This window comes from Pseudomonas sp. 910_21, from assembly GCF_052850735.1.
On sequence record NZ_VXCY01000004.1, the window covers coordinates 119,103 to 144,229 of the forward strand.

Sequence of the window (25,127 nt, forward strand, 5' to 3'; positions counted from 1 at the left end):
GCCCGGCGAGACTCAGACCAGCCCCGCCAGCTTCAACTCGCTCTTCAGATAGGCGTAATAGATCGGCCCCGCCACCACCCCGGGCAGGCCGAACGCCGCCTCGAACACCAGCATCGCCAGCAACAGCTCCCAGGACTTGGCACTGATCTGCCCGCCAACGATCCGCGCGTTGAGGAAGTATTCCAGCTTGTGGATAAAGATCAGGTAACCCAGGGCCGCAACCGCCACCCAGATCGACAGCGACAGGCCGACGATGGTGATCAGGGTGTTGGAAATCAGGTTGCCGATCACCGGCAGCAGGCCCAGCAGGAAGGTCAGCACGATCAGAGTCTTGGTCAGCGGCAGCTTGACCCCGAACAGCGGTAGGATCAGCGCCAGAAAGACCCCGGTGAAGAAGGTGTTGAGCAGGGAGATCTTGATCTGCGCGAAGACGATGTTGCGAAACGCCTGGACCAGCAGGTGCAGGCGGTCGAACAGCGCCGCCGCCAGGGGCTTGCGCTTGGTCAGGTCGGGGATGCGCTGCAGGGCGATGATGGCCCCCAGGACCATGCCGATGAGCAAGGTCACGAACATGTGCGCCGCGTCCTTGCCCACCAGTTGCAACTCGCTCAGGTGCTTGCTGGCCCAGGCGCCGATGGCGGCCTGGAACTCGGCGGCACTGGCCGGCAGGTAGGAATCGAGGAACGGCGGCAATTGGCCACGGGCCTTGTCCACCACCACCATGAACTTGCCCAGCGAGGCGCCGGGATTCTCCGCTTCATGCAGCAGGAAACTGATGGCCCCGGCGAACAGCAGGGTCAGCAGACTGACCACCAACGTGCCAAGCAGCGCCACCGCCAGCCAACGCGCACGCCGGCCCTCGATCAGCCGCTGCAGTTGTGGAGTGAGCATATTGACCAGCTCGAACACCAACAGCCCCGCCAGCAGGCTCGGCAGCAGCCGCAACGGCAAGGCCAGCAGCAGGCCGCCAAAGATGATGATCCAACTGATGAACAACAGATGACGCTGTGAAAACGCTGGCATATAGCCTCAAGACAAACAGCGGGAAAAGACCGGCAGTCTGCCAGCCTTCACCCCGGAGGAATAGTGGCAGGCGCCCCAAGGGCATGGGCTTACAGGGTACTTGAGTGTTGTGACAGGCGAAGGTTCAGTCTGTTCTGGCCTGAGGCAGCGGGGCTGAAGGGGCCGGCAGCGGCACGTCATAGCCGCAGTAGTGCAGGCGAGAGTCCAGGCGCTGGTTTTCGTAAAGCAGAGAGGGCGCCGTGCAGCCGCTGATCCCCCGGACAACCACAGACCAGGGCAATCCCTGTAGCGCCGCAGATATACCCAAACACTTTCACTCTTTGTATTTGCTGATAAACGAATACCTGATGCCCGCGGCTTCGACGATGCTCCGCATCTCCTGCTCTTGCTCAGGTTCGCCAACAAAGAACAGCCAGACCCGAGGAAAGCGCTGATCACTCAGTGCGCCACCGACAATCGCCTTGTCCAGTGCCGGGTTGGCCCCGAACATCAGGAACCTGCCGTTGGGGCTTTGGGAAACCTTGGCGAACATGTCACGCACATTGAAGCGTTCAACACCCCCGCCGGCCACAATCACTAGACGATCGGGAAGCTGCCCATGGCTGTTGATCTGCGTGACAAGCAGTTGCAGATCCTGACGCTCACCTGAGCCACCGCTGTCCCTCTGCACCACATCAGCGACCTCAGACAGGACCTGGTCATGGTCCTTGGATACCGGCTGCGCCGCACAACCAGCCAAGGCCAGCAGCATCGCAATCCATGTCCAGCTTTTCATCTCCATCTCCTTATGCACTGTTGGCTGACGGGCTTGGCAGCAAACGCCTCCCCTTGGAACAGGCCCGAAGGTTCAAGGTGAAGGCGCCTTGAGATCGGGCAGCGGCACGTCGTAGCCGCAGTAGTGTAGGCGGGTCAACGCCAGGCGCTTGTCCGGATAGTCATCACCCCAGGGCAGATTCTGGTCAAACCGGGATTTGGCATAGGCGCAGGCGGCTGCGTTTTTTGCACGAATGTCGGCCAGTGTCGAAGCGGGTAAAGGGTGGATGGTCAAACTGCGAAACAGTGGTTCGATATAGAGTTGATCAAGATCGCCCCTTGGCTCACCGACTTTGCCACTCTGGCTGGCACTGACATAAAAGGGTATCGACAGGCCACTTTGTTTCTCCCAGCACCAGTACTCGACTTCATCGCCTTGTATGCCTACCGCGGGCAAATCGTTCACGCGGTAGAACCGATAACAGGCAAAGCCGTGGACCTGACGCTTCTCCACACTGTTTGGCGGGCGTTGGGTTCCGGGTAGCGCCATGTAAGCCAGCCGGGGCTCAAGGAACTTGTCCATTGGATAAAACAAGGTGCCGCCCAGATAGCTATTGATCGACATTGAAGCGGAAGTCGAATGGGCTTGCACGTTGCCGTAGTTGATCACTGAAGGGATCGTCACCGAGACCGAGCCCGACTCTTTTCGATATACGAAGTCCGCCACCAGTGAAGGGCATGCCGCGTTACGAAATGGGGCCGGAAGATCATAGGAAAGACGCGGGCTAACGGTCACACGCTCAGTCCCGATCTTGCACAGCAATCGGGTTTGCATGGTCTTGTTGTCATACTCCTGCGAGGAGCCGATACAGCCGACCAAAACCAGCACACTGGTTGAGACCGCCAGCCACTTCAGAATCACTTGAAGAGCTCCGCTCTACCATTTTTATCGATCAGGGTTGGCACTATGTACAGATCCTTCTGCTTTTTGAAATCCGTCTGCACTGGGCTGGTCGTGCCGCCGCAGATTTTCTGGTTCACACATAAGTAGTTGGAATGTGCACTGGTGGGTGGATCAAAGAGTGAGCCGAGACTAAAGAGAGATCCGACAAAGAGGCTCACTGGTTTGTCAGAGTTCCTGTAGTTGAAACCCAGCAAGTCTGGCACTGTATCTGTCTTGGGCAACAAACCAAAAAACACCGTCTGACCTTCAGGACGGTTGATCTGGAAGGCAATATCCCTCTCGTCGAAGCCCGCTTTCATGGCCGCATCGTAAAACTCCTTGGCCCCCACAGGTCCACCCGACGCTTGCACACCACCAATGCCTCCTGCGTCATCCTTCACCTGAAAATTCAATCCGCCCATTGCTTGCATCAGGATCAACACCCCCTGGCTGTGGGCAACAGGACTGATGACATAACCCTTCTTGATTCCATCGTCCATCACATCATGCAACTGACGGGAGATACCCGAAGGAATGATGTAACCGATAGTCTCATCCCAAAGAGACTCGATCAGATCCCCCACCAGGCCATGTGCCGGGTTATAGAAGTGCACGTATTCCGTCACACCACCCTGCATCGAACCGTTAACACCACCCTCATCCAACGAGTTCTGAATCCCGTTGATCGTGAGGACACCTGACTTTTCAAGGGCCTCGATCAGGCTTGTGGAGGACTTGTCCGGATCAACGATCGGCTTACCATCCTTGATCACGGTCTGGCCATTTTCAGTCTTGTAAACTGTGGTTTTCGCAAAAAGTATCCCGTCTCCGCGGATTACGGTGATAAGTGCCTGCGCCAGTGCACCGCCTTTGGACTCCACCCCGGGGAAAGTACCGAAGGTATAATCCGAGGCCTTGTCCATCGCCCCATTCATCAGCGCCGGTATCCAGGCCAACGGCGCCAGCAACGGGTTGTCGGCCAACTGTTTGCGACTCTCGGCATCCAGGTCACCAAACAGGTCGAACAGCGCAGTGGTGTTCTTGCCATAGTTCTCCATCCCCTTCTTCCACTTGTTCAGGGTCTGGATTGGACTACCCACCGCCTCAAGGGAAGACTGGCTGACATACAGGTCAGTGCGTTTCTCCTTGTCCTTGGTGATGGTGTACGCCTCTGACACATCACGATTCAAACCCGCAGTGGAGTCCACACCAGTCTTGGCGTCGTTGCGTACAGTGACGGTCCCGGCGCCCACGGTGGCGCGTACTTCCTGCTCACGCTCCTTGCGGTAGTCATAGCCACTGACACTCCACCCCGATGTCCCGCTGGTGCCCTTGCCCGCCAGGCTCTTGTCGGTGGTGAAAGCCACATCCTTGCCGCCAGTGGACTTGGCCCCATCACCGCCGCTCCAGCCAAAAGTGCCGCCAACATTGAGGTAGTAACTGTGCTCCTTGTCCTGGCCGGCGATATCCCGAAAGCCCAGGGTGTTGGTGTCCAGCTTGAGCTTGCCGTTGTCGGCGGCGATCAGCGCACCATCGATCTGAGTGTGATCCTCGGTGCGAATGTCCACGCCACTCTTGCCGGTAACACTGGTCTGCTCCTGCACCCAGTTGGTCTTGCCGGTGGTTTTGCCGACACCTGCCGAGCCGCTGACACTGCCACCGCCGCCGAGGCCGATACTCACGGTCACACTGAGGTCTGACTGCTTGCCGCTGACCTTGCCGGTGTCCGGTACCGAGGAGACAGTCAGGTCTCCGCCCACTCGCCCGATGACTTCGTCGCCACGCAAGGTTGCTCCGGCGATGGTCGTGTCCTTGCCGCTGCTGAAGCGCAGTTGCTCGCCTGCGTTGAGATGGGCGTTCTGTTGTTGCAGCCCTTCCCGATCGAGCTTGCCCTTGCCCATGTCGACACTGGCGTAGACCGATATGAAGTCCTTGCCGCCTATCGCCACGCCCACTTCGCCACCGCCACTGCGGCGGTTGGAGTCGCTGCTGGAGTCGTTCTGCGCGGCACGGATTTCCAGGTTATTGCCTGCCGCCAGGTCGATATCACGGCCGGTATGCACCTGGGTGCCGATCAGCGACAGGTTGTTCTCAGCCTTGAGATTCACATCCCGGCCGGCCAGCATCACTGTCGGCGTGCTGGTGCCCTGGTTGAAGCTCTCGGTGGCTTCCCCACGGCTGCCACCGACGCCGGCTCGGGCACTGCCGCCACCGCTCTGGCCGTTGATACCACCCTGGCTGCGGGTGGTCTTGCTTTCCCCGCTCACTGCGCCATGGGCCACGTCCAGCGTGACATTCTTGCCCAGCAGATTGATGTCACGGCCGGCATCGAACTGTGTACCCCGGGAGACCAGTTCGTTGCCGGCAATGGCGCTGATATCGCGCCCGGCGGTGAACGTCGAAGGCCGGTTGGACTGGGTCTCTGTGCGTGAGCTGTTAGTTTGGCTGGCCGAGCCCAAGTGAGTGGCGGCGGTGGGCCCGGAGGTGAACTGGTTGATCGAGTCAATGGTGCTCAGCACGCTGGAAGCCTTGCTGACGTTGTCATCCCCCTTGCCGGTACCTTTCAGGGCATCCATGGTATTGCCGAAGTTGTGACTGACGTTGACGGTCAAGCCGTTGCGATCACGACTCTTGCTGCGTTCCTCAAGACTCTCTTCGCGCGCGGCGTCGAGAATGATGTTGCGTCCGGCCTGCAGGTTGACATCCCGTCCGGCATCCACCGAAGAGCCGCCCTGTGCCAGATCACGCCCCGCCTTGATCGTCACATCCTGCCCGGCAAGCAGCAGGCTCGGTGCCGCGGTCTGTTCGGCATTGCGCGACTTGTCCTTGAGCCCTTCGCGCCCGAGAAATGCGGTCAGGCCATTACGGTCGCTTTCCAGGGAGAGCCCGGTACGGCTCTGGCTTTTCCAGTTGCTCTGGTCCTGGCTGTTGCTCCCGGCCAGGATGTTGACGTCGCGTCCGGCGCCGACATTCAAGTCGCCCCCGGCAGCCACGGTACTGCCAATCAGGTTCACGTCTCGCGCCGATTGCAGGGTCGCATCACGCCCGCCGCTGACCACACTGCCAACACTCTGGCTTTGCTGGTTTTCCTGCCCCGATTTTTTCGACGAAGCCACGGAGATAAAGGTGCCGGAACTGGAAAGCCCCACCTTGCTCTTGTACTTGTCGCTCTGGCTGCTGGAAGTGTTGGCAGCGTCCATCAGGTTGATGTCGCCGTTCTTGTCGATCAGCCCGGCGCGCACTTCGGCATCGCGCTTGGCTTCGATGGAACTGGCCGAAAGGTTGACGTTGGTCCCGGCGATCACCACCGCGTCATTGCCGGCACTCAGCTCGCTGCCCACCTGGGTGGTGCTGCTGGAGGTGCGGCTTTTGCCGCTTTTGTTCAGGCCAAAGCTGCCTTTCTTTTTCTGGCTGTAGGAGCTGTCGTGCTGCTCCTGGGCCGATACCAGGCTAACGTCCCGGGTGGCGCCCACCAGCAGGTCGTTGCCGGCCTTGAGCTCGCTGCCGACCACGGTGACATCGCGCCCGCCGTTGAGGCTGATGCGGCCGTCCTTGTCCTGGCTGACGTTGACCATCAGGTCGTGCCCAGCGCTGATTTGCGAGGCCACGTTGGTGGTAGAGGAGTCGGCGCTGCGGGTGGTTTTGCTTTTACCCCAAGAGCCTTTCTTCTTCTGATAGAAAGTCGAGGACTGTTCGTCCTGGGCCGAGGCGATGACCATATCGCGCTCCGCCCCCAGCGACAGGTCATGCCCGGCACTGACGTTGCTCGCGACCACGGCCAGGTCGCGTCCGGCCTTGAGCTCGAGATTGCCGCCAGTGGTCACGCTGGAGCCCAGGGTCTGCACCGTGTCATTGGTCACCAGGCCGCGACGGATAGCGTTCTGGGTAAAGGTATGGTCCTGCACCGCCAGCAGGTCGATGTCGCGACCGGCGCTGAGCTTGGCATCACCGCCGCTGGCGATCTGGCCCTTGTTGGTCAGGTCGCGTCCGGCACTCAGATCAAGCTGCTGGCGCGCACTGATCTGACCTCCCTGGTCAAGAACGGTCCGGGTACCTGCGCCATAGGCCACAGCTACCGCCGTGCGGTCATTGAGGATGTCGCCCTTGATCGCCGAGACGCTGACCTGGTTGCCGCGAATCTCCCCGGCCAGGGCATTGCGCACACTGTCCTGGGCCATCAGGCTGACGCGCTCATTGGCCTCGATCAAACCGCCCTGGTACAGATTGCCACCCGCATTGACGCTCAAGTCGTTGCTGGCGCGCAGGGTGCCGACGTTGCTCAGGTCGCCACCGGCGATCAGGGTCATGTCCCGTCCCTGCACCAGGCTGCCGCCGCGCAAGTTGCGGGTCTCGGCCTGGGCCAGGTAAAGCACCGGTACCAGAACCTTCTCGCCCTGTACCTCGCGGGTCTCCATCCACACGATGTCATGGGTCAACGAAGCCACTTGCGCGGGTGTGAGAGACACCCCGACGCTGAGGTTCAAGCGGTCCTTGGAAGCGATGGCGTTATCCATCAGGTAACGATACTGGTCATAGTCGCTGGTCAGCCCCGAAGCCAGGAAGCGCTGCCCGGTCTGGGCCAATACCGCGTCGCGAATCAAGCGGGTTTCATACAGGCCGTCGCCCAGGCGACGCCAGGTCTGGTCGGTGTTGTAGTTCAAGTGCCCGAGCATGTAGTCCGAGCTCATGAAGCGCGAGAGGTCGGTGAAGGTCGGGTTGGTTTCGATCAGGTAGCGACCCTGAGGGTTCTGACTCTTGATGAACAGGCCGTATTCCCCCTGGGGAACTCTGTAGCTCGACAACGAAGTGGGATCGACAGCCGCGAAAGGCACGCCGGAGAAGTCCACCGGCACGAAGCTGACTTGGGTCGTGCCATCCGCCGCGACCCGCTCGATACGCTGCACGTCCTTGGCCACTTGCGCCGCAGCCGCGGTGCTTTGCGCGTTGACGGTGATGGCCTGCCCGCCCACCTGGGCAAGGCTGTTCTGCAACTGCTGCCCGGTGAGCTGGGCACGGGCCTGCTCGCTCAGGGTGCCGTTTTCCAGGTTGCCGCTGACTTGCAGGTGCAGACGCTCTCCAGCCTGCAAGGTGGCGCTATAGCCGGTCTGTGTACCTGGAAGGATCACGTTGCTGCCAACCGAAGACGGGTACTGCAGCACCGCTGCCGGCAGTGGGTCTTGCTGGTCCGGCGCACGTCCGCTGTTGCGCGCGTTCCAGGCCCTGGTCTCACGCTCGGCAAAACGGTAGGCGCTTTTTTTCACCCAGGACAATGTGTAGTTGATGGCCTCGACCCGCTGATCCAGGGTCAGGCCGCGGTTGTAGAAGTTGTTGGCGGTGACAAAGGCATCACGGTTGGCGGCGATCAGGCTCAGCTGGTTCTCCACCGTATCGGCATTGATGGTCAGGTCACGGTTGGACACCAGTCGCGCGGCGGCGGAGTGCTCGCCCATGGTGTTTTGATAGGTGGTGTTGACGGTGTAGACCCCCGAGTGGTGCTTGCCTGAGCAGTCGGTGCAATTGATCGTGATATTGCGCCGGGCAATGCTCTCACTGACGGCATATTTGTCCATGGCGTTGACCAGGGTCGCCACATTGAGGTTCATATCTCCCTGGCTTTCGATGGTCCCGGAGCGGTTGCTCAGCAGGACCGCACGGCCGCCGTCGAGGGCGGCGAAGCTGAGGTTGCCGGCGCTGTAGATATCACCGTAGCTGTTGGCCAGGCCGTTGCCTCGCAGCAGCATGTCGCCGCCGCTGTAGATCAGGGTGTCGGCCGAGGTGGTGATACCGTTGCCGGAGCGCAGTTGCATCTGCCCCAGGGCCCCGAGGGTACCGCGGTTGTTGATCTGTGCTGCGGACACATAGAGGTTCTGGCTGGCGATCAGGCGTCCCAGGTTGTCCAGGGTGCCGCGCAGGTTGAGTTCGGTGTCACCGCCACTGGCCAGGCGCCCGCCGTACTGGTTGAGGTCGCCAGCACCCACCGTGAGTTTGCCCCGGGATGACAGCAGTCCGCTGTTGTTCAGGTTGCCCCCCAGGTCCAGGGTCAGGTAACCGTCGCTGGCCAGTTCCCCGGCGTTGTTCAGGGTCGCCGCACCCACACGCAGGCCGCTGGCGCTGGCGATGCGGTCACCGGCACTCAGGTTGAGGTCGCTCCCGGTGCTCAGGTCCAGCGTACCGTTGAGTTGCATCAGGCCGCTGCGATCCACGGCAGCGACATCCCAGTCGCCATGGCCCAGGCCGGTGATCCGTCCCTGGAAGCCGGACAGCGCCCCCAGGTCCAGTTTGAACAGGCCGCCGCCGGCGTGCTCGATACCGCCGCCGATGTTGTTCAGTTGTCCGGCATTCAGGGCAAAGGCGCTGGAGCCCAGGGCCAGGGTACCGCCCTGGTTGTTCAGCCCGCCGCCCAGGGTGATCCGGCTTTGCTCGCCACCCACCGCCCGCACCCGGCCCCCGGCGCTGTTGTCCAGGTTGCCGCCCACCAGCAGCAGTGAGTTGCCCGACTCCACCAGCCCGCCCTGGTTGTAGAGGTTGGCCGCAACGTTAAGGTCTAGCTGCCGGGCGCTGACTTCACCGCCAAAGCGGTTGTCCAGGGTCTGCCCGGTGCTGCTGAGCAGGCCATTGGCGTAGAGCTTGCCCGCCTGGTTGGTGAGGCGATCGACCACCAGTTTGAGCGCTCCGGCCTGACTGCTGATCAGTCCGGACTTGCCGTTCAGGGCACTGTTATCCACAGCCCCTGCGGTGATCCCCAGGGTCGCGCCCTGAAGGGTGCCTCCACGGTTATCCAGGGTGCCTTGGCCCAGCGCCACTTCGCCGTGGCTGTCCTTGGCCAGGATCATCCCTTGAACGTTGTTCAGGCCGCCGGCCACCAGATTCAAACCGTCGCTGCCGGCCAGCAGTTGTCCCTGGCGGTTATCCAGGGCTGCGCCCTCAACCTCCAGACGCTGGCCCTTGAGGGTGCCGCCCAGGTTGTCCAACTGCCCGCCCTGGGTCACTCGCAGCGCCTGTTCACCGGCGTCGATGACCCCGGCGTTGTTGTTCAGTGCGCCGTGGTTGAGCTTCAGATCCAGCCCACCCTGACTGGCCACCACCGCGCCCTTGGCGCTGTTGTCGAGACCGGCGGCATCGAGCCCGACGCTGCGGCCCAGCAGCACACCGCCACTGTTGTTCAATTGACCGCCGTTGATCTGCAGATGCCCGTCGCTTTGCAGGCGCCCCTGGCTGTTGAGCAATTGCCCCGCTGCCACGCCGTCGGCCGTCAACGTCAACTGCAGGCCATCGCTGCCGGCCGCCAGCAGGCCCGACGCCTGGTTGTCCAGACGTTGGGTGCTGACGGTCAGCCGATCACCGGCCAATTGCCCGCCACGGTTATCCAGCAGACCGGTGTTGGTCAGCAGCAAGTGATTGCCCACCACGACTCCGCCCTGGTTGTTCAGGCTGCCCGAGACGATCTGCACGTCGCCCGTCTTGGCCTGCAGGTGGCCCAGGGCGTTGTTCAGGTGCTGCTTGACCGTCAGCGTGAGCTTGCCGGTCTCGGCGCTCAACACCCCGGCCTGGTTCTGGCTGAGGCTGTCGAGGTTGGCGGTCAGCACATTACCGATGACCTGACCCTGGTTGTTCGCCAGGTCCCGGGCGTCCAGCAGCAGGTGGTTCTTGCCTTGCAGCAGGCCGCCCTGGTTGTCGATGTCCGCGGTATGCAGCTCCAGTTCGTCGGCGGTGAGGGTGCCGCCCTGGTTGCCGAGCTTGCCGCCGCTGTCGAGGATCAGTTGCGGGGCGATCAGGGTGCCGCCGCGGTTGTCCACGCTGCCGGCCTTGAGGTTCAGGAGCGAAGTGGCCTGCAGCTTGCCACCGGCATTGATCAGGTCCTGATCAAGGCTCACTTGCAGCGCGCCCTGCTCGGCGCTGATCAGGCCCTTCTGGCTGTTGTCCAGGCGCTTGCCGGTCACTTTGATCTGGTCCGCCAGCAGCTTGCCGCCCTGATTGAGCAACTCCCCACCCTGGGTTTCCAGCAGGGTCTGGGCCTGGAGCTGGCCGCCGTTGTTGTTCAACTGCTCGCTGATCTTGAAGGTGGCGCTGCCCTGACTGGACCCGATCAGGCCCTGCTGGTTGTCCAAGCGCTCGGCGCTGATCGCCACCTTGTCGGCGATCATCGAGCCCTTCTGGTTACTGATCTCACGAGCGTTGAGGGTCAGGTCGGCACCCGCCACTTCCAGGCGCCCACCATTGTTGTTCAGGCTGTCCAGGCTCAGGGTGGCGGTCTGCCGGTCGCCAAAGCGGATCAGGCCGCCCAGATTGGCGATGGCCGGGGTGGTGAGCACCAGCTCATTGTTCGCCAGCACGCGGGCCTGCCCGCCCTGGTTGACCAGGCGTGCAGCCTTGACCTCGACCTTGGGCCCCTGGATCACTCCGTTCTGGTTGTTCAGAGTCTGCCGTGCGGTCAGTTGCAGAGTGCGGCTGGCCAGCACATCGCCGCGGTTTTCCAGGTTGTCGGCGTTCAGCTTGACCACGCCTTGATCGTTGCGGCTGTTGTCGCTGTTGACCCCGGCCTCGATGATGCCGTGGTTGACCAGTTGCCCGGCGTCCACCACCCGCACCTGATCCCGCGCCGCCAGACTGGTGCGGACCTCGATCTGTTCCTTGGCCTGCAGGGTCGCTTCGGTCCCGGCATAAGCCTTGCCCTTGAGGTCGATGCTCTGGGCCTTGATCGCGATCGCCTGATTGGCGCCCATGCCGGCCACCGTGACCTTGCCGTTGGCATCGATCTGGATGTCGCCGGTGCTGGCCGCCATCTCCCCCGACATGTTCACGCCCACGCCCTTCTCCGTGCCCACCAGGCGGATGGCCCCGGCGTACATGCCTCCCAGGGCCGCACTGTCGATGGCCAGTTCCGGCTTGGCACTGGCATCGGCTTCCCGGGCCGTGACGCTCAGGTCATCGGCCTTGACGTCGTTGCGCCCGGTGATGACGTTGAGGTTCTTGGCATACAGGTTGGCGTTGAGCTTGGTGCTGCGGGTGATCAGGTCGAACTGATCGATATTGCTGGCGTTGAGGCCGGCACCTTCAATGCTGATGTCGCCGCCATCGACCTGGAAGCGATCGAGCTTCTGGCCCTCGATAATCGGCTTGCCGGTGGTCAGGGTGGCGCGCGGGGTGTTGATGAAACCGCAGCCGTTGCAGGTAATGCCATGGGGGTTGGCGACGATCACCCGGGCGGCCTGCCCGGCCACCTCGGTGTACCCCGCCAGCTTGCTGCGATTGCTGCCGGTGACTTCGTTGAGGATGACCTGCGCCGCCTGCCCCTTGAGATTGGGGTTGCCGAGGATGTAGCCGCCCAGCTGGGTGCTCTGGGTCGAGCCGGTGGCGTTGTTGAGGATCAGGCCGTTGCTGCCGACGTTGTATTCGCTGAACTTGTTGTGGGACAAGCCGCTGCCATTGGCCGCGTTGATGTTGACAATGGGTACGCCGTTGCCCGCCGCGCCGATGGTGGCATTGCCCCCGGCGGCCGGGTCCAGGGTCAGGCCGGCGGCGACACTGACGATCGGATTGAGAAACAGGATCCCCGACAACGACAGGGCAATGCATTGGGCAAAGGGCTTGCGTACGTCCATATACGAATCATCCATCCACTAGCGTTTGGGTCGGGTCAGAAGAACAGGTCTACTCGGAAGTACACCGGATGCTCTCGCTTCTCGATAATGTCCGGTCGCTCCAGGGAGCGCGCGAAGCTGACTGACGCGGCCAGGTACTGGCCACGGGCGTTGAGTTCGATGGCGTTGCCACTCATGCGCCCCTTGGCGTCATGGTTGTAGCGATCGGCCTTGATCACCCCAACGTCATAGGCAAAGGCCAGGCCGTATTCCTGGACAAAGGGTTGCAGCGCCTGCCAAGTCACGGCACGGCGCCAGCGCAGCTGGTTGCGCCAGTAGCCGCCGCTGTTGCCGGAGAGGGTCTGGTCCTGGAAACCACGCACCGAATTGAGCCCGCCAAGGCTGATGCGCTGGGGGCTGAAGAGCACGTCCTCGCTGCGCTGGCCGGTGGCCAGGCTGTCGAAACTGAAGTTCTCGTTCCACAGGCGAAAGGGCTGCAGGTAGCTCAGGGTCAGGCTGTACTTGTTGTAGCGCGATACCGGCTCGCTGCCGTGGGGATTGCCGCTGCCCTGGGCGTCCAGGGCGCCGACGCCCTGCTGCCAGCCGATGTCGGCGTTGACCAGGGCATTGCCGATGCGCCGCCCGTGGTTGAAGCCCAGCTGGGTTTCGGTGATCCGGTTGCTGGAAACATCGATCAGGTTGTCGTCGATGTAGTTGCGTGTGCGCAAGTGGCTCAGCCCCAGGCTCATGCCGGTCTTGCTCAGGTTGTCGCGGTGCAGCACCCGCTCGGCCCGCAGTTGCTGGTTCTTGCTCTCGCCGTCCATGCTGAAGTCGAAGCCGGTGCTGTCATTGCGGGTGCGGTAGTAGCTCTGGCTGTAGGAGTAATTGAAGGTCCACCAACCCCAGGGCAGGCTGTAGTACAGGCTCTGGTTGTCGGAATGGCGCCAGCGATCGCTGACCGCATCCTGGTTGGCCCGCAGGCTCAACTGGTCCGCCAGCCCCAGGGGGCTATCCCAGTCCAGGCCGACGCCCATCTGCTGCTCGCCGGTGCTTTTGTCGCCGCTGTTGTTGCGGGTTGCCGACCCGTGCCACGGCTTCGAGCGCTGGCCCTTGAGCCCGACACGGCTGTCACCCAGTTTCTCCCCCGGGGACAGCTCCAACTCGACCTGGCGCGAAGGCAGGCGGCTGAGCTGGTCCACCAACTGCTCCAGCTCCCGCAGGTTGAGCACTTCGCCGGTGGTGCCGGGAAAGGCCATGGCCAGCTCCCGGGAACTGGCCAGCGCCGAGCTGTCCAGGCTTTCCAGGCGACCTTCGACGATGACGATGATCAATTGCCCCGACGCCAGCTCCTGGGCAGGCAGATAGGCGCGGGTGGTGACATAGCCCTGTTGCAGGTAGTGGTGGGTAATGGCCTTGAGCAGGGTGTTGATCTGCGCCACCGACAGGCACTGGTCGCGATAGGGCGCCACCAGGCGCTCCTGATCGACCGCCGAGAGGTGTTCGGCGCCTTTGAGGACCACGGTCTTGATGGTGAAACAGCGCTGCTCGCCAGGTTGCTCGGCGGGAGCGGGGGGCAGGGTCTTGCCAGGCAACTGCTGGAGCTCGTCCAGACGTTTCTGCTGGTCTTGCAGCAATTGCTGCTGGCGATCGCGGATCAGATCACGGTCACCCGGGGTCTGCAGCGGCGCAGCGCTGAGGGCAAACGAGCCAAATAAAGCACAAAACGCTACTACAGGCCTGCAACAGCCAAAACGCGACATGCCTTCCATTCCCTTGAGTCGCAGACGCCGGTACTAGAGCGGCCGCGCAGTGCATCCCAGCACCTGTTTTCGAAGGGGATAAAGTCTAAATGTAAAATTTATGACATAAAAAAAAAGCGACGAGCGGTAACTTTCAGATTTATCTCATTGAAATTAAATAGTTTTTATGATTCTAAATCCGTAAAAACCGATGCGAACCAAGGCCCTGTACCCGCCCAGATACCTTGGTCCCATCGATTCAGGCTCACTTTTTCTTCAGGCAATCACTCATGAACGCCTTGCGCGCATCGCCCTTGAGGGCCTGGGTGGTGGCCGTGGCGTTGCACGATTTCATTCTTTCCTGGGGGGTGGAAGGTGTCGCTGCAGCCGCCGGAGCCGCCTTGAGGCAGGTGCTCATGAAGGCCTTGCGCTCGTCGCCCTTGAGGGTCTTGGCGGTGGCCTCGGCGTTACAGGTGGTCATCTTGTTTTGCTGGGCAGTGGCGGCAAAACCTTGGGAGCAGAGCAGCAGGCCCACCATCAACAAAGGGATACGCAACATCTTCATGGAGTTTTCTCCTGGTCACCGTACCGACGGGCACGGCCTCCTGCGCAGTGTAGACAAAGCCTGTTACACCTTCATCTGTTCTGCAGGCCGGCCCGGCGGTATTGCTCGGGGGTGCAACCGGCCTGGCGCTGGAACATCGCGATAAACGCCGAGGCAGTGCTGTAGCCCATGTCGAAGGCGATTTCCTGGACGCTGCGGGTGCTTTCCAGGGCCTCGATGGCCGCGAGGAAGCGCTGACGCTGGCGCCATTCACCGAAGCTCATGCCCAGCTCGCGCACGAACTGCCGGGCCAGGGTCCGTTCGCTGACATGGGCCTGCTGCGCCCAGTGGGCCAGGGGCTGATGGTTGCCCGGCTCGGCCTGCAGGGCCTGGAGCACCCGCAACAGCTCGGGGTTGCGGGCATAGGGCAGGTAACAGTTATGCACCGGAGCCTGGCGCAGTTGGTCCAGCGCCACCTGGGCCAGACGTTGGTCGGCCTCGCCCTCCGGGATCTGCACATCCCGGGCGGCGAAGTCCTTGAGGATCGCCTTGAGAATCTCGCTGATGGCCAGGGTGCTGCCCTGCTCCGGCAGATCCGTGCACAGTTCCGGCGCCAGCAGCACCGCCCGGTAGTTGATCGGTTGCGAGGTATAGAAGCTGTGGGCGGTCTGCGGCGGCACCCAGACCGCGTACTGCGGCGGCGACATGAAGCGCTGGCCGGCAATGTCCATGTGCATCACGCCGTGGGCCGAATACTCCAGACAGCCCCAGGGATGCCGGTGCTCCAGGGCATGGCTGTGGGCGGCAAAGTCGGCGTAGCGGAAGTACACCGGCGCAGGGAGGCCGTGAAAATCCAGGAGGTCGATGTGTTTTTTGCTCATGCTGTCCGGATGTCGGGGCTGGTTGTCCGGTTCGCAGTATAGGCATTGATCCGGACAGGAGGATAATCAGCCCTCATCAACTTTCTGGTTGTTTCCATGCAATACGCTTATCCACTGCTGGCCATCTTTATCTGGGCCGGCAATACCGTGATCAATAAACTCGCCGTGGGCGCGATCTTCCCTGCCGAGATCGGTTTCTACCGCTGGCTGCTGGCGGGCCTGCTGTTCACCCCGTTCATGCTCAAGCCGGTGATCAAGCACTGGCCCGAGATCCGCCCCAACCTCTGGCGCATCGCCATTCTCGGTGTGCTGGGCATGGCGGTGTACCAGAGTCTGGCCTACTTCGCCGCCAGCCTGACCTCGGCCACCAACATGGGCATCATCCTCTCGCTGATGCCGCTGATGTCCCTGGCCATGGCCATCGCCGCCCTGGGCCAGCGCCTGACCGCGGGAGCCCTGGTGGGCGCCGTGCTGTCCTTTGCCGGGGTGCTGGTGGTGGTGTCTTCCGGCAGCCTCGCCGCGCTGCTGCAACACGGGGTCAACCTAGGGGACGCGATGATGCTGATTGCCACCCTGGCCTATGCGATCTACAGCACCTTGCTGAAAAAGTGGCAACTGCGCCTGCCGCCGCTGGTGCTGCTGTACCTGCAGGTGCTGGTGGCCGTGCTGGTGCTGCTGCCGTTGTTCCTGGCTTCGCCGAAGGTCGGCCCGACCCTGCAGAACATTCCGCTGGTGCTCTATGCCTGCCTGCTGGCTTCGATGCTGGCGCCCCTGGCCTGGATGCAGGCGGTGGTGCGCCTGGGACCAAGCCGGACCACGCTGTTTTTCAATCTGCTGCCGTTGATCACGGCGCTGATTGCAGCGGTGGTGCTGCATGAGCAGCTGGCCTGGTTCCATCTGGTGGGGGGGTTGTTGACCTTGGGCGGGGTGGTTCTTTCGGAGCGCTGGACCACGGTGCTGGGGCCGGTCGCCGGCAAGCCGGCGGCTACAGGGCAACAATGAGGGTCAAAGGTTGGCGGCCTTGAGGCGTCGGGCATGTTCGACGAACAGACGGATCGGTTCGGCGCCCTTGCCCACCAGCCCCAGGGATTGATTGACGATATCGAAGTGGTCCAGAGGGTAGTCGTCGCCGATGACCTGCCCCAGGTGCGAGCTGTAGCGCCCGACCATGCCGTCGCACTGGCCGGCTTCGCGGACGAAGGTGCGGGCGAACAGGCGGCAACTGCGGTTGGTGCCGTCGAACAGGTTGCGTCCACGATTGGTCTTGCCCGGCTGCAAAATGCCGGACCAGGAGTAGTAACGCACGCCACCAACCTCTTCCGCGCCCTGGCCACCCCAGGTGGACGGTAACCCTTGAGGGTATTGGCGGTTGAACAGGGCCACGCCCTCGGTGGTCAGGGACTGATGCGAGGCGTGGATATCCACTGGCAGTTTCGGCCCGCGATAACCGGTTTCCAGCAGCGTCATCAAGGCCGAGATGCCCCGCAACAGCCAGCTCAGGACACGTCCCTTGAGGCTGTGTGCCGGGGAATGCCGTGCCAGGTAATCCGCCAGTTCGGAACCGTGGTTAGGGCCTGCCACCGAAGTCACGGAGGCGACCCAGTCCGGGCGTTTGGCCGCCGCATAACGGGCGGTGAGCGCGCCCTGGCTGTGGCCGATCAGGTTGACCCGGGCGGCACCGGTCTGAGCCATGATCCGTTGGACCTGGGCCAGCAGCTGTTCGCCGCGCACCTCGCTGGAGTTGAGCGGCGACACCTGTATCGCAAACACCTGGGCCCCACCCTGGCGCAAGGCTGGAATGATGCCGTACCAGTAGGGATACAACAGCAGGCGGACAAAGCCGAGCATGCCGGGCACCAGTACCAGGGGGTAACGCGTGGCAAGCTCTTGGGACATGCGGGGGACATCCTTGTGCGAAGGCAGCGGGGCTGGCTGAAAGCTAGACCATAACCAAGGCCGTCGTCAGCCCCCGTGACGCTTTGGCGACAAACCGATGACAGCCCATGGCGAACCTGCCCTCGCAGGCCGCCGCCGGCAGCAGGAGCATCCAGGCCATGGCGCCGCCTCAGAAACCCTGCGCCAGCGCCAGCAGGCGCTGCTGAGCTTCGCCGCAGGAGCCCGCGAAACGCTCGGGCGCCGACTCCTCGCCTTCCGCCGCGACCACGGTAATGTCCTCGATACCGATAAAACCCAGCGCCGTGCGCAACCAGCGGTCCGCATGGTTCATCGCCTCATGCTCGCCCCCCGGACCAAAGCCGCCACCGCCACGACTGGTGACGATCAACACCTTCTTGCCCTGCACCAAGGGCTGATACTGGGCCACGCCGTTGTCCTGCAGGGTGTTGAAGGTCAGCCCCAGACGCACGATGTGATCGACCCAGGCCTTGATCCCGCTGGGCACGCTGAAGTTGTGCATCGGCGCCGAGATCACCAGGCGCTGATGGCCGAGCAACTCGCTTACCAGCTCGTCACTCAAGGCCAGATCGGCCTGCATCGATAGCGGTCGAGCCTCGGGTTGTGGATAAAACGCCGCCGCGATAAAGGCTTCGCTGACATGGGGCAAGGAGCCCCGCCCAACTTCGCGCCGGGTCAGGATTGACTCGGGATTGGCCTGTTGCCAGGCATGTAGAAAGTCATCGGCCAGACGCCGACTGTAGGAGCGCTCGCCTCGTGGGCTGCCGTGAATCGCAAGAATTGTGCTCATCTGATTTCTCGTGTACGGATTGGCTGAAACGGCCTTGAAGTCGGCCCTATTCCGCGTTAAAGCTAGAGCCACCGCGACTCACCAACAAATGACTAAAAATTCACTTGGATGAACTGCATTCATCCATGGAGCCCATCATGTTCGCCCACCTGCCCCTTACCGCACTGCGCACCTTCGAGTCCGCCGCGCGGCTGCTGAGCTTCAAGGCAGCTGCCGAGGATCTGTCGGTAACCCCCACGGCGGTGTCCCACCAGATCCGCAGCCTGGAACACTGGTTGGGGGTGCCACTGTTCGAACGCCTGCCCCGTCAGGTACGCCTGACGGAGTCCGGCCGCCGACTGTTCCACAGCCTGCATGGCGCTCTGCTGGATGTGGCCCAGAGCGTCGATACCCTGCGCCCCAGTCCCAGCGCCGCGCAGTTGACCGTGTCCACCACTGCGGCCTTCGCCGCCCTGTGGCTGGTGCCGCGCCTGGGGCGCTTCTACGCTCGGCACCCTGGCATCAACCTGCGCCTGGACACTCAGTGCGAGGTGGTGGACCTGCAACAGGACGCCAGCATTGATGTCGCGATCCGCTACAGCCAGGACGGCTACCTGAATCTCCATGGCCTGTGTCTGTTCGACGAGCGCTTTGCGGTCTATGGCGCGCCGCAGCAGGTGGCCCTGGTCCGGCAGCAGCCACCGTCCCTGATCAGCGTGCATTGGCGCAACTCCAGGTTGTATGCCGATGGCTGGCAGGCCTGGTGTGCCCAGGCCGGGGAAAACTGGCTCGACGCTCAGCCGCAGATCCGTTCCTACGACGAGGAACAGTACGCCCTGCAAGCCGCCATTGCCGGCCAGGGCCTGGTGCTGGCGAGCAACATTCTGGTGTCCCAGAGCGTGGCCAACGGCCTGCTGCAGGCCTATCGGCCGGAGGTCCAGGTGGATGGCGCGGGCTACAGCGCCCTGTGCGTGCCGGGACGGGAGCGGCATCCACCGGTGCGGGCCTTCCTCCAGTGGCTGCAACAGGAAGCGCTGCTGGCCGGGCATCCACCCCTGGTCCGCAGCTGACCCCGGCGCAGACCATCGGGCACATCCGATAAAACTTTTTGCTGCGCCCGGGACTCACAACTCAGGTAGTGATCAGGTCGACAGAGCCTGACGCAAAACGGATTAGCCTCCAGGAGATCGACATGAGCGACAAGCACTTATCTGATGTGAACACCCTGCGCGAACGGGCCCGCCAACACGTGGAAAACGGTGCCGTGACCGAGGGCTACAACGCCGATCGCGAGGAGGTGCTGCGGCTGCTCAACGAATCGTTGGCCACCGAGCTGGTGTGTGTCTTGCGCTACAAGCGCCACTACTTCATGGCCAGCGGCCTCAAGGCCAGCGTGGCAGCCGATGAGTTCCTCGAACACGCCACCCAGGAAGCCGAACACGCCGACAAGCTGGCGGAGCGGATCGTCCAGCTCGGCGGCGAGCCGGAGTTCAACCCGGACCTGCTGTCCAAGCACTCCCACGCCCAGTACGTGGCCGGCAATACTCTGAGGGAAATGGTCTACGAGGACCTGGTGGCCGAACGAATCGCCATCGACAGCTACCGCGAGATCATCCAGTACATCGGCGACAAGGACCCCACCACTCGCCGTCTGTTCGAAGAGATCCTGGCCCAGGAAGAGGAACACGCCGACGACATGGCGGACATCCTCAACGACCTGTAACGCGCTCTTCCAAGCCCGCCTCTGCCTAGCGCAGGAGCGGGCTCGCCGGCGAAGCCCCTGCCCCTCTTACTTGCTCGGTTTGACCGTCACCGGTGCCTTGCCCGAGCGCATTTGCTGCAGCAGCGGCGCGCACTGATTGGGCTCGTCACCGCTGGGCGCCACCAGCGCCAGCAAGCCCGCCGCCGGCCCGGCGATCAGCCCCAGCGCCACCATCCCGGCACCGCGCAGCACCAGCGGCACCGCCTTGACCCCGGCACTGGGCTTGATGAACTTGCCCTGCACATAAAGCGGTGAACGCAGGGAGAACAGACGCAAGCCCTTGGACTCCGGCGTGATGGTCAGGTCCAGTTGCTCGGAGGCCATATTGGCGGTGCCATCGATGTAGATGATGGCGTTCTCCGTGTCGAAGACGAACAGCCGTGATGTAGCCAGACCGCTCTTGATGCCAAAGTCGGCAGCGGCGCAATTGATCTTCACTTCCTTGTCGCCAAACATCTTGCCAATCACATAGTTGCCGACATTGAGCCCGGCGATTTCCATCAGGCTGCGGCTGATGGCGCCATCATTGATCAACATCTTCAGGTCGCCGTTGGCGCTGCCCAGCAAGGCTGCCACCGAGTTGCCGCGCCCGGTGATGTCGGCATCGCCGTTGAGCTCGCCGAAGCTGGTCTTCATCGGCTCGAAGGTGGGGAACAGTTGCTTGAGCTTGAAGTTGCGCGCCGTCAGCCTGGCCCGGCCTTCCAGCGGCGTGGTGTGACCATTGAGGCGCACCTGGGCGTCCAGCTTGCCCCCGGCCACGCCGAAGCGCAGGGGCTCCAGGCTGAGCTGGCCGTCGTTGAGCACCAAGTGCGTGTAGAGATCGGTGAACGGCAACTCGGCGCTGTGGACAATGCGCTTGCCGGTGAACTCCACATCGGCGTCCATGTCACCCCAGCGCTCGGTGCGGAACTCCTCCACCGGCAGCACCTTGTCCGCCGGTTGCTTGCTCTCGCCACCCCGGGCCTTCTGCTTGGCGTTGGAGTCGGCACCAATCAGCGGCGCCAGGTCGCTCATCAGCAACTGGTTGGAGACCAATGCACCGCTGAGCTTGGGTCGCGGCTGGCTGGCCACGTAGGTCAGGTTGCCGTGGATATCGCTGTCGCCGATCTTGCCGTTGAAGTCCTGGTAGGTGAAGGTCGCACCCGCCGGGTCGTGGAGCTTGGCGGTCAGGTGGCCGTCGGTGGCGTAGGGCGGCGAGTCCGGCAGGGTCACCCCGGTCAGCGGATAGAGATTACCCAGGCTGGTGCCCGCCAATTTAAGGCGCAGGTCCAGGGCGCCGAGGTTCAGCGGGTCGGTGAGGCTGCCACGCAGTTCCACCTTGGTGTCGCCGATCTGCGCCTGGGCCTGCAATGGAAACGGCTTGCGCCCGTCCTGCAGGGCCAGCAAGCCGCCGATCTTGCCGGTGCCGGCCAGCTTCTGCCCGTGGTACTGGCCCTTGACCTTGAGGGCGAAGGCATAGGCCTGGGCCTCGGCGCCTTTTTCACTGATTTTCTTCGCTTCGCTCTCACCGACTATGTCGCTGAAGGGAATGGGTTTGCCGAGCAGCTCTACCTGCAGATCAAGCTGGGTTTTCAGGCTCTGGTCGTCCAGGGTCACATGGCCCTTGTCGAAACCGATGGCGCCGATGTCCACCGTCCAGTTGGAAGGCTCGGCCTCGGGGTCCTTCGGGTCGAACTTGAAGGTCCAGTTGGCGCGACCGTCCGCCAGCCGCTGCAGCGCGGCATCGGGCTCGGTGAGATCGATACGCGGGATGCTGACTCGCTGGGCCAACAGGGCCAGGGGCGAGATGCGCAACTCGACCCGCTTGAGGCTGACCATCTGCGGCGCCTTGGACCACTCCGGGTTGCCCAGGGTCAGGTCCTGAGCCACTACGTGAGGCCAGGGCACCCAGGCCCGCCAGCCACCCTCGTCGGGTTCGCGCTGCCAGGCCACGGACAAGTCACCATTGATCGCGAAGGGCCGATGCAACTCTTCGGACACCTTGGCGTTGAGGGTCGGCTTGATGCGGTTCCAGTCGAAGAACGCGATCACCAGCACCAGCACGGCCAGTAGCAGGATCAGGCTGGCGACGGACCAGGCGAGGATTTTACGAGTGCGCGTCATTGCACGAGGCTCCTGAAGACAACTGAGCGCCAAACCACGACGCATCGATGAAATGCCGATGGAAAATCACCGGCCATGAAAACTACGACTGACAAAGCCCCCGCAGGTTTAATCGGGGAGCTCGTTCGGGCGAAAAAACCCGGATTCCTGATCAATCAGGCAGCTTTGTGTTACCTCCCTCCGCCCTTTCGTGAAGCATGAATGGGTCGAAAATACCCACCCCAGTGCAAAAGCCAACGACGCAAACGCCCGTGCTAGAGCGTCGCGACCAAACAATCAATTCCGTTGATTATTACCATTGTGTTTATGAACTTTTATATCGATTTAGCGGCGGTAACATTAGCTCCGTACCCAATTTATCGCCCTCCCAAGGAGCACCTCATCATGAAACGCCACCTCTTACTGAGCCTGACCTTATCCATCCTGGCCGCCAACGCTTACGCCCTGCCCGCCGCCGAACAGGCCACTCCGCAGGTCAAGGCCAGCCACAGCGTATTCACCCAGACCCTGGCTGAAGGCGGTTCGGACCGTCTGATCGAACGCAACAAAGTCGCTGCCGACGGATACGACCGCACTCCGCAGGGTCAGAGCGTTGCCGAAGATGGCTATGATCGCACCCCACAAGGCCAGAACGTTGCCGAAGATGGCTACGACCGTACTCCACAAGGTCAGAACGTTGCCGAAGACGGCTACGACCGCACCCCACAAGGTCAGAACGTAGCTGAAGGCGGCCGTGATCGCCTGGAAGAGAAAGGCCTGGTTGAAGACGGCTACAGCCGCACTCCTCAAGGTCAGACCGTTGCCGAAGGCGGTGCTGATCGTCTGGCTGAACGTCATCAAGCAGCGAGCTGAGGCCATGCTGGCCCTGGAAAAAAGCCCGATCCCCGGATCGGGCTTTGACTTTTATAGCCGCTGCATTTTCCCCGCTGCACCTCGCGCCTTCGCCTGACTCCAGTTCGACTCCGGCAAAGTTGATTTGCTAGAGTGCGCCGCTCCCATTGAGCAAAGAATTCACCCGCCGATGCTGCCCCGCGCCGAACAGAAGCAACAGACCCGCAATGCCCTGATGGATGCCGCCCGACATCTGATGGAGTGTGGTCGTGGTTTCGGCAGCCTGAGCCTGCGGGAAGTGGCCAAAGCCGCCGGCATTGTCCCCACCGGCTTCTACCGGCACTTCAGCGACATGGACCAACTGGGCCTGGAACTGGTCAGCGAGGTCGGCCAGACCTTCCGCGAAACCATCCGCCTGGTACGCCACAACGAATTCGTCATGGGCGGCATCATCGACGCCTCGGTGCGCATCTTCCTCGATGTCGTGGAAGCCAAGCGCGCGCAATTTCTGTTTCTCGCCCGTGAGCAATACGGCGGCTCGCTGCCGGTGCGCCAGGCCATCGCCACCCTGCGCGAGAACATCAGTTCGGACCTGGCTGCCGACCTGACCCTGATGCCCAAGTTGCAGCACCTGAACGCCGCCGACCTGGGCGTCATGGCCGACCTGATCGTCAAGAGCGTGTTCGCCACCCTGCCGGACATCATTGATCCCCCGGCCCAGGCCCTGCCTGAACACCTGACGCCACAGGCGAAGATCACCCAGCAGTTGCGCTTCATCTTCATTGGCCTGAAGCACTGGCAAGGCCTGGGCAGCACCGAGTAACACTGCCTGCCCCTCTCCCCCTATCAATCAGCGTGCCCCGCTCTGGGCGGTGCGTTTGCGCCTGCTCGTCGGCCCGGCACCGGATTGCAGCAAAATTATTTCCAGCGCACCAACTCAGTGCTATAAATCAGCTCAGCGCGCCATTTTGTAACAAGATAAAACAAGGTTTTGCCCCTTTTTCAGGCGCAGCTCCGGTGTCGACAAAGGGTTTTTCCTCTCCTCCGGGCGATTGGCAAGGCCCTTGCTCTGGCTTGTGCATCGCTCATAGCTGGAAGCTTTCCGATGCTGGTGATCCACCGCAGAACCGAACCCCAAGCCACCTGGTCCGCCGAGCTGCACCTCACCTATGAGGCTCGCAGCAAAAGCCGCCTGCGCTGTTTCAGTGCCACAGGCGAAGACGTCGGCCTGTTTCTGGAGCGCGGCCAGCCCCCCCTGCATGACGGCGAGTTCCTGGCGGCCGAGGACGGACGCATCGTCAAGGTCTGCGCCCGCCCGGAAACCCTGCTCCATGTCACCTGCCGCAATGCCTTCGAACTGACCCGCGCCGCCTATCATCTGGGCAACCGCCACGTCGCCCTGCAAGTGGGCGATGGCTGGCTGCGCCTGCTCGATGACTACGTGCTCAAGGCCATGCTCGAACAACTGGGCGCCAGCACTGAAACCATCGAGGCGCCGTTCCAGCCCGAACACGGCGCCTACGGTGGCGGCCACCATCATTCCCGCCACGGCGATGAAGACTTCAACTACCCGCCGCGCCTGCACCAGTTCGGCGTCCGTCAATGAACCCAGCCTGGGCCCTGCTGCGCCTGGCCAGCCCGCAGTTGCCGATCGGTGGCTACAGCTATTCACAGGGACTGGAGATGGCAGTGGAGCAACAACGGGTGAACGACCCGGACAGTGCCAGGCGCTGGATCAGTGATCAGTTGCTGCTCAACCTGGCGCGCTTCGAGGCTCCACTGCTGCTCGCCCACTGCCAGGCCGCCGCGGATCAGGACTGGACCAGGCTCCAGCAACTCTGCGAAGAGCACCGGGCCAGCCGTGAAACCCGCGAGCTGTACCAGGAAAGCCGGCAGATGGGCTATTCCCTCAAGCAATTGCTCGAAGGCCTGCCGGAGCTGGACAGCGGCGCCCGGGAACTGCTGGCGCACCAGAACGAACCGCACCTGGCCCTGGGCTGGGCCCTGGCCGCCCGCGCCTGGCACATCAACCCCGAAGATGCCCTGGCCGCCTGGCTCTGGAGCTGGCTGGAAAACCAGCTGGCGGTGCTGATGAAAACCCTGCCCCTGGGCCAGCAGGCGGCCCAGCGCTTGACCAGCGAGCTGCTGCCGCTGCTGCAAGAAGCCCAGCGACACGCCACCCACCTTGACCCCAACCACCTTGGCAGCGCCGCTTTCGGCCTGTCCCTGGCGAGCATGGCCCACGAGCGCCAGTACAGCCGCCTGTTTCGTTCCTAGGAGAAAC

17 protein-coding genes are annotated in these 25,127 nt (G+C 62.6%); 7 read left to right on the forward strand and 10 right to left on the reverse strand.

Annotation, left to right across the window (positions count from 1 at the left end):
• Positions 1-12: 12 nt before the first annotated feature.
• The 7 genes from FW796_RS14325 to FW796_RS14355 form a co-directional block, all read right to left on the reverse strand.
• Complete coding sequence (locus FW796_RS14325) at positions 13-1,023, reverse strand: AI-2E family transporter (protein WP_346634597.1); 1,011 nt, start codon at positions 1,021-1,023, stop codon at positions 13-15.
• Between the two features lie 313 nt (positions 1,024-1,336).
• Positions 1,337-1,798, reverse strand: a complete 462-nt coding sequence (locus FW796_RS14330) for a hypothetical protein (RefSeq protein ID WP_404938144.1) — start codon at positions 1,796-1,798, stop codon at positions 1,337-1,339.
• Between the two features lie 72 nt (positions 1,799-1,870).
• Complete coding sequence (locus tag FW796_RS14335) at positions 1,871-2,698, reverse strand: hypothetical protein (protein ID WP_402889997.1); 828 nt, start codon at positions 2,696-2,698, stop codon at positions 1,871-1,873.
• Positions 2,695-12,321 carry a hemagglutinin repeat-containing protein gene (locus tag FW796_RS14340; RefSeq protein ID WP_446439496.1) on the reverse strand — a complete coding sequence of 3,209 codons (9,627 nt, stop codon included), beginning with the start codon at positions 12,319-12,321 and terminating at the stop codon, positions 2,695-2,697. Before FW796_RS14340 ends, FW796_RS14335 begins: the two co-directional genes overlap by 4 nt.
• A gap of 35 nt (positions 12,322-12,356) precedes the next feature.
• Entirely contained in the window at positions 12,357-14,060 is a 1,704-nt protein-coding gene (locus tag FW796_RS14345) for a ShlB/FhaC/HecB family hemolysin secretion/activation protein (protein WP_446439497.1), read from the reverse strand.
• A 244-nt stretch (positions 14,061-14,304) separates the two neighbouring features.
• Positions 14,305-14,604, reverse strand: a complete 300-nt coding sequence (locus tag FW796_RS14350) for a PsiF family protein (protein ID WP_025130517.1) — start codon at positions 14,602-14,604, stop codon at positions 14,305-14,307.
• 71 nt (positions 14,605-14,675) lie between these two features.
• On the reverse strand, positions 14,676-15,464 hold the full coding sequence (locus FW796_RS14355) for an AraC family transcriptional regulator (RefSeq protein ID WP_346634592.1): 789 nt from the start codon (positions 15,462-15,464) through the stop codon (positions 14,676-14,678).
• A 96-nt stretch (positions 15,465-15,560) separates the two neighbouring features.
• Between FW796_RS14355 and FW796_RS14360 the strand changes: the two genes are divergently transcribed.
• On the forward strand, positions 15,561-16,466 hold the full coding sequence (locus FW796_RS14360; protein WP_446439498.1) for a DMT family transporter: 906 nt from the start codon (positions 15,561-15,563) through the stop codon (positions 16,464-16,466).
• A gap of 3 nt (positions 16,467-16,469) precedes the next feature.
• Here FW796_RS14360 and FW796_RS14365 read toward each other — a convergent pair whose 3' ends face one another.
• Positions 16,470-17,360 carry an esterase/lipase family protein gene (locus tag FW796_RS14365; RefSeq protein WP_346634590.1) on the reverse strand — a complete coding sequence of 297 codons (891 nt, stop codon included), beginning with the start codon at positions 17,358-17,360 and terminating at the stop codon, positions 16,470-16,472.
• A gap of 169 nt (positions 17,361-17,529) precedes the next feature.
• A complete protein-coding gene (locus FW796_RS14370) occupies positions 17,530-18,168 on the reverse strand; it encodes an FMN-dependent NADH-azoreductase (RefSeq protein ID WP_446439499.1) in 639 nt (212 codons plus the stop codon).
• A gap of 125 nt (positions 18,169-18,293) precedes the next feature.
• Here FW796_RS14370 and FW796_RS14375 point away from each other — a divergent pair, with 125 nt between their 5' ends.
• Positions 18,294-19,217 (forward strand): LysR substrate-binding domain-containing protein, encoded by a 924-nt coding sequence (locus FW796_RS14375; protein ID WP_446439500.1) that lies wholly within the window; start codon positions 18,294-18,296, stop codon positions 19,215-19,217.
• 122 nt (positions 19,218-19,339) lie between these two features.
• Positions 19,340-19,870 (forward strand): ferritin-like domain-containing protein, encoded by a 531-nt coding sequence (locus tag FW796_RS14380; RefSeq protein WP_346634587.1) that lies wholly within the window; start codon positions 19,340-19,342, stop codon positions 19,868-19,870.
• 66 nt (positions 19,871-19,936) lie between these two features.
• Here FW796_RS14380 and FW796_RS14385 read toward each other — a convergent pair whose 3' ends face one another.
• The gene (locus tag FW796_RS14385; protein WP_346634586.1) at positions 19,937-22,012 is read right to left on the reverse strand and encodes an AsmA family protein; all 2,076 of its coding nucleotides are present in this window, start codon (positions 22,010-22,012) and stop codon (positions 19,937-19,939) included.
• Between the two features lie 384 nt (positions 22,013-22,396).
• Here FW796_RS14385 and FW796_RS14390 point away from each other — a divergent pair, with 384 nt between their 5' ends.
• The 4 genes from FW796_RS14390 to FW796_RS14405 all read left to right on the forward strand — a co-directional run bounded on the left by FW796_RS14390 (position 22,397) and on the right by FW796_RS14405 (position 25,120).
• Entirely contained in the window at positions 22,397-22,864 is a 468-nt protein-coding gene (locus FW796_RS14390) for a hypothetical protein (RefSeq protein ID WP_404938137.1), read from the forward strand.
• Between the two features lie 169 nt (positions 22,865-23,033).
• Positions 23,034-23,666: a TetR family transcriptional regulator gene (locus FW796_RS14395; RefSeq protein ID WP_123723426.1), complete on the forward strand. Its 633-nt coding sequence runs from the start codon at positions 23,034-23,036 to the stop codon at positions 23,664-23,666.
• A 282-nt stretch (positions 23,667-23,948) separates the two neighbouring features.
• Positions 23,949-24,449 carry an urease accessory protein UreE gene (ureE, locus tag FW796_RS14400; protein ID WP_102881992.1) on the forward strand — a complete coding sequence of 167 codons (501 nt, stop codon included), beginning with the start codon at positions 23,949-23,951 and terminating at the stop codon, positions 24,447-24,449.
• A complete protein-coding gene (locus FW796_RS14405; RefSeq protein ID WP_404938136.1) occupies positions 24,446-25,120 on the forward strand; it encodes an urease accessory protein UreF in 675 nt (224 codons plus the stop codon). Before ureE ends, FW796_RS14405 begins: the two co-directional genes overlap by 4 nt.
• Positions 25,121-25,127: the final 7 nt, after the last annotated feature.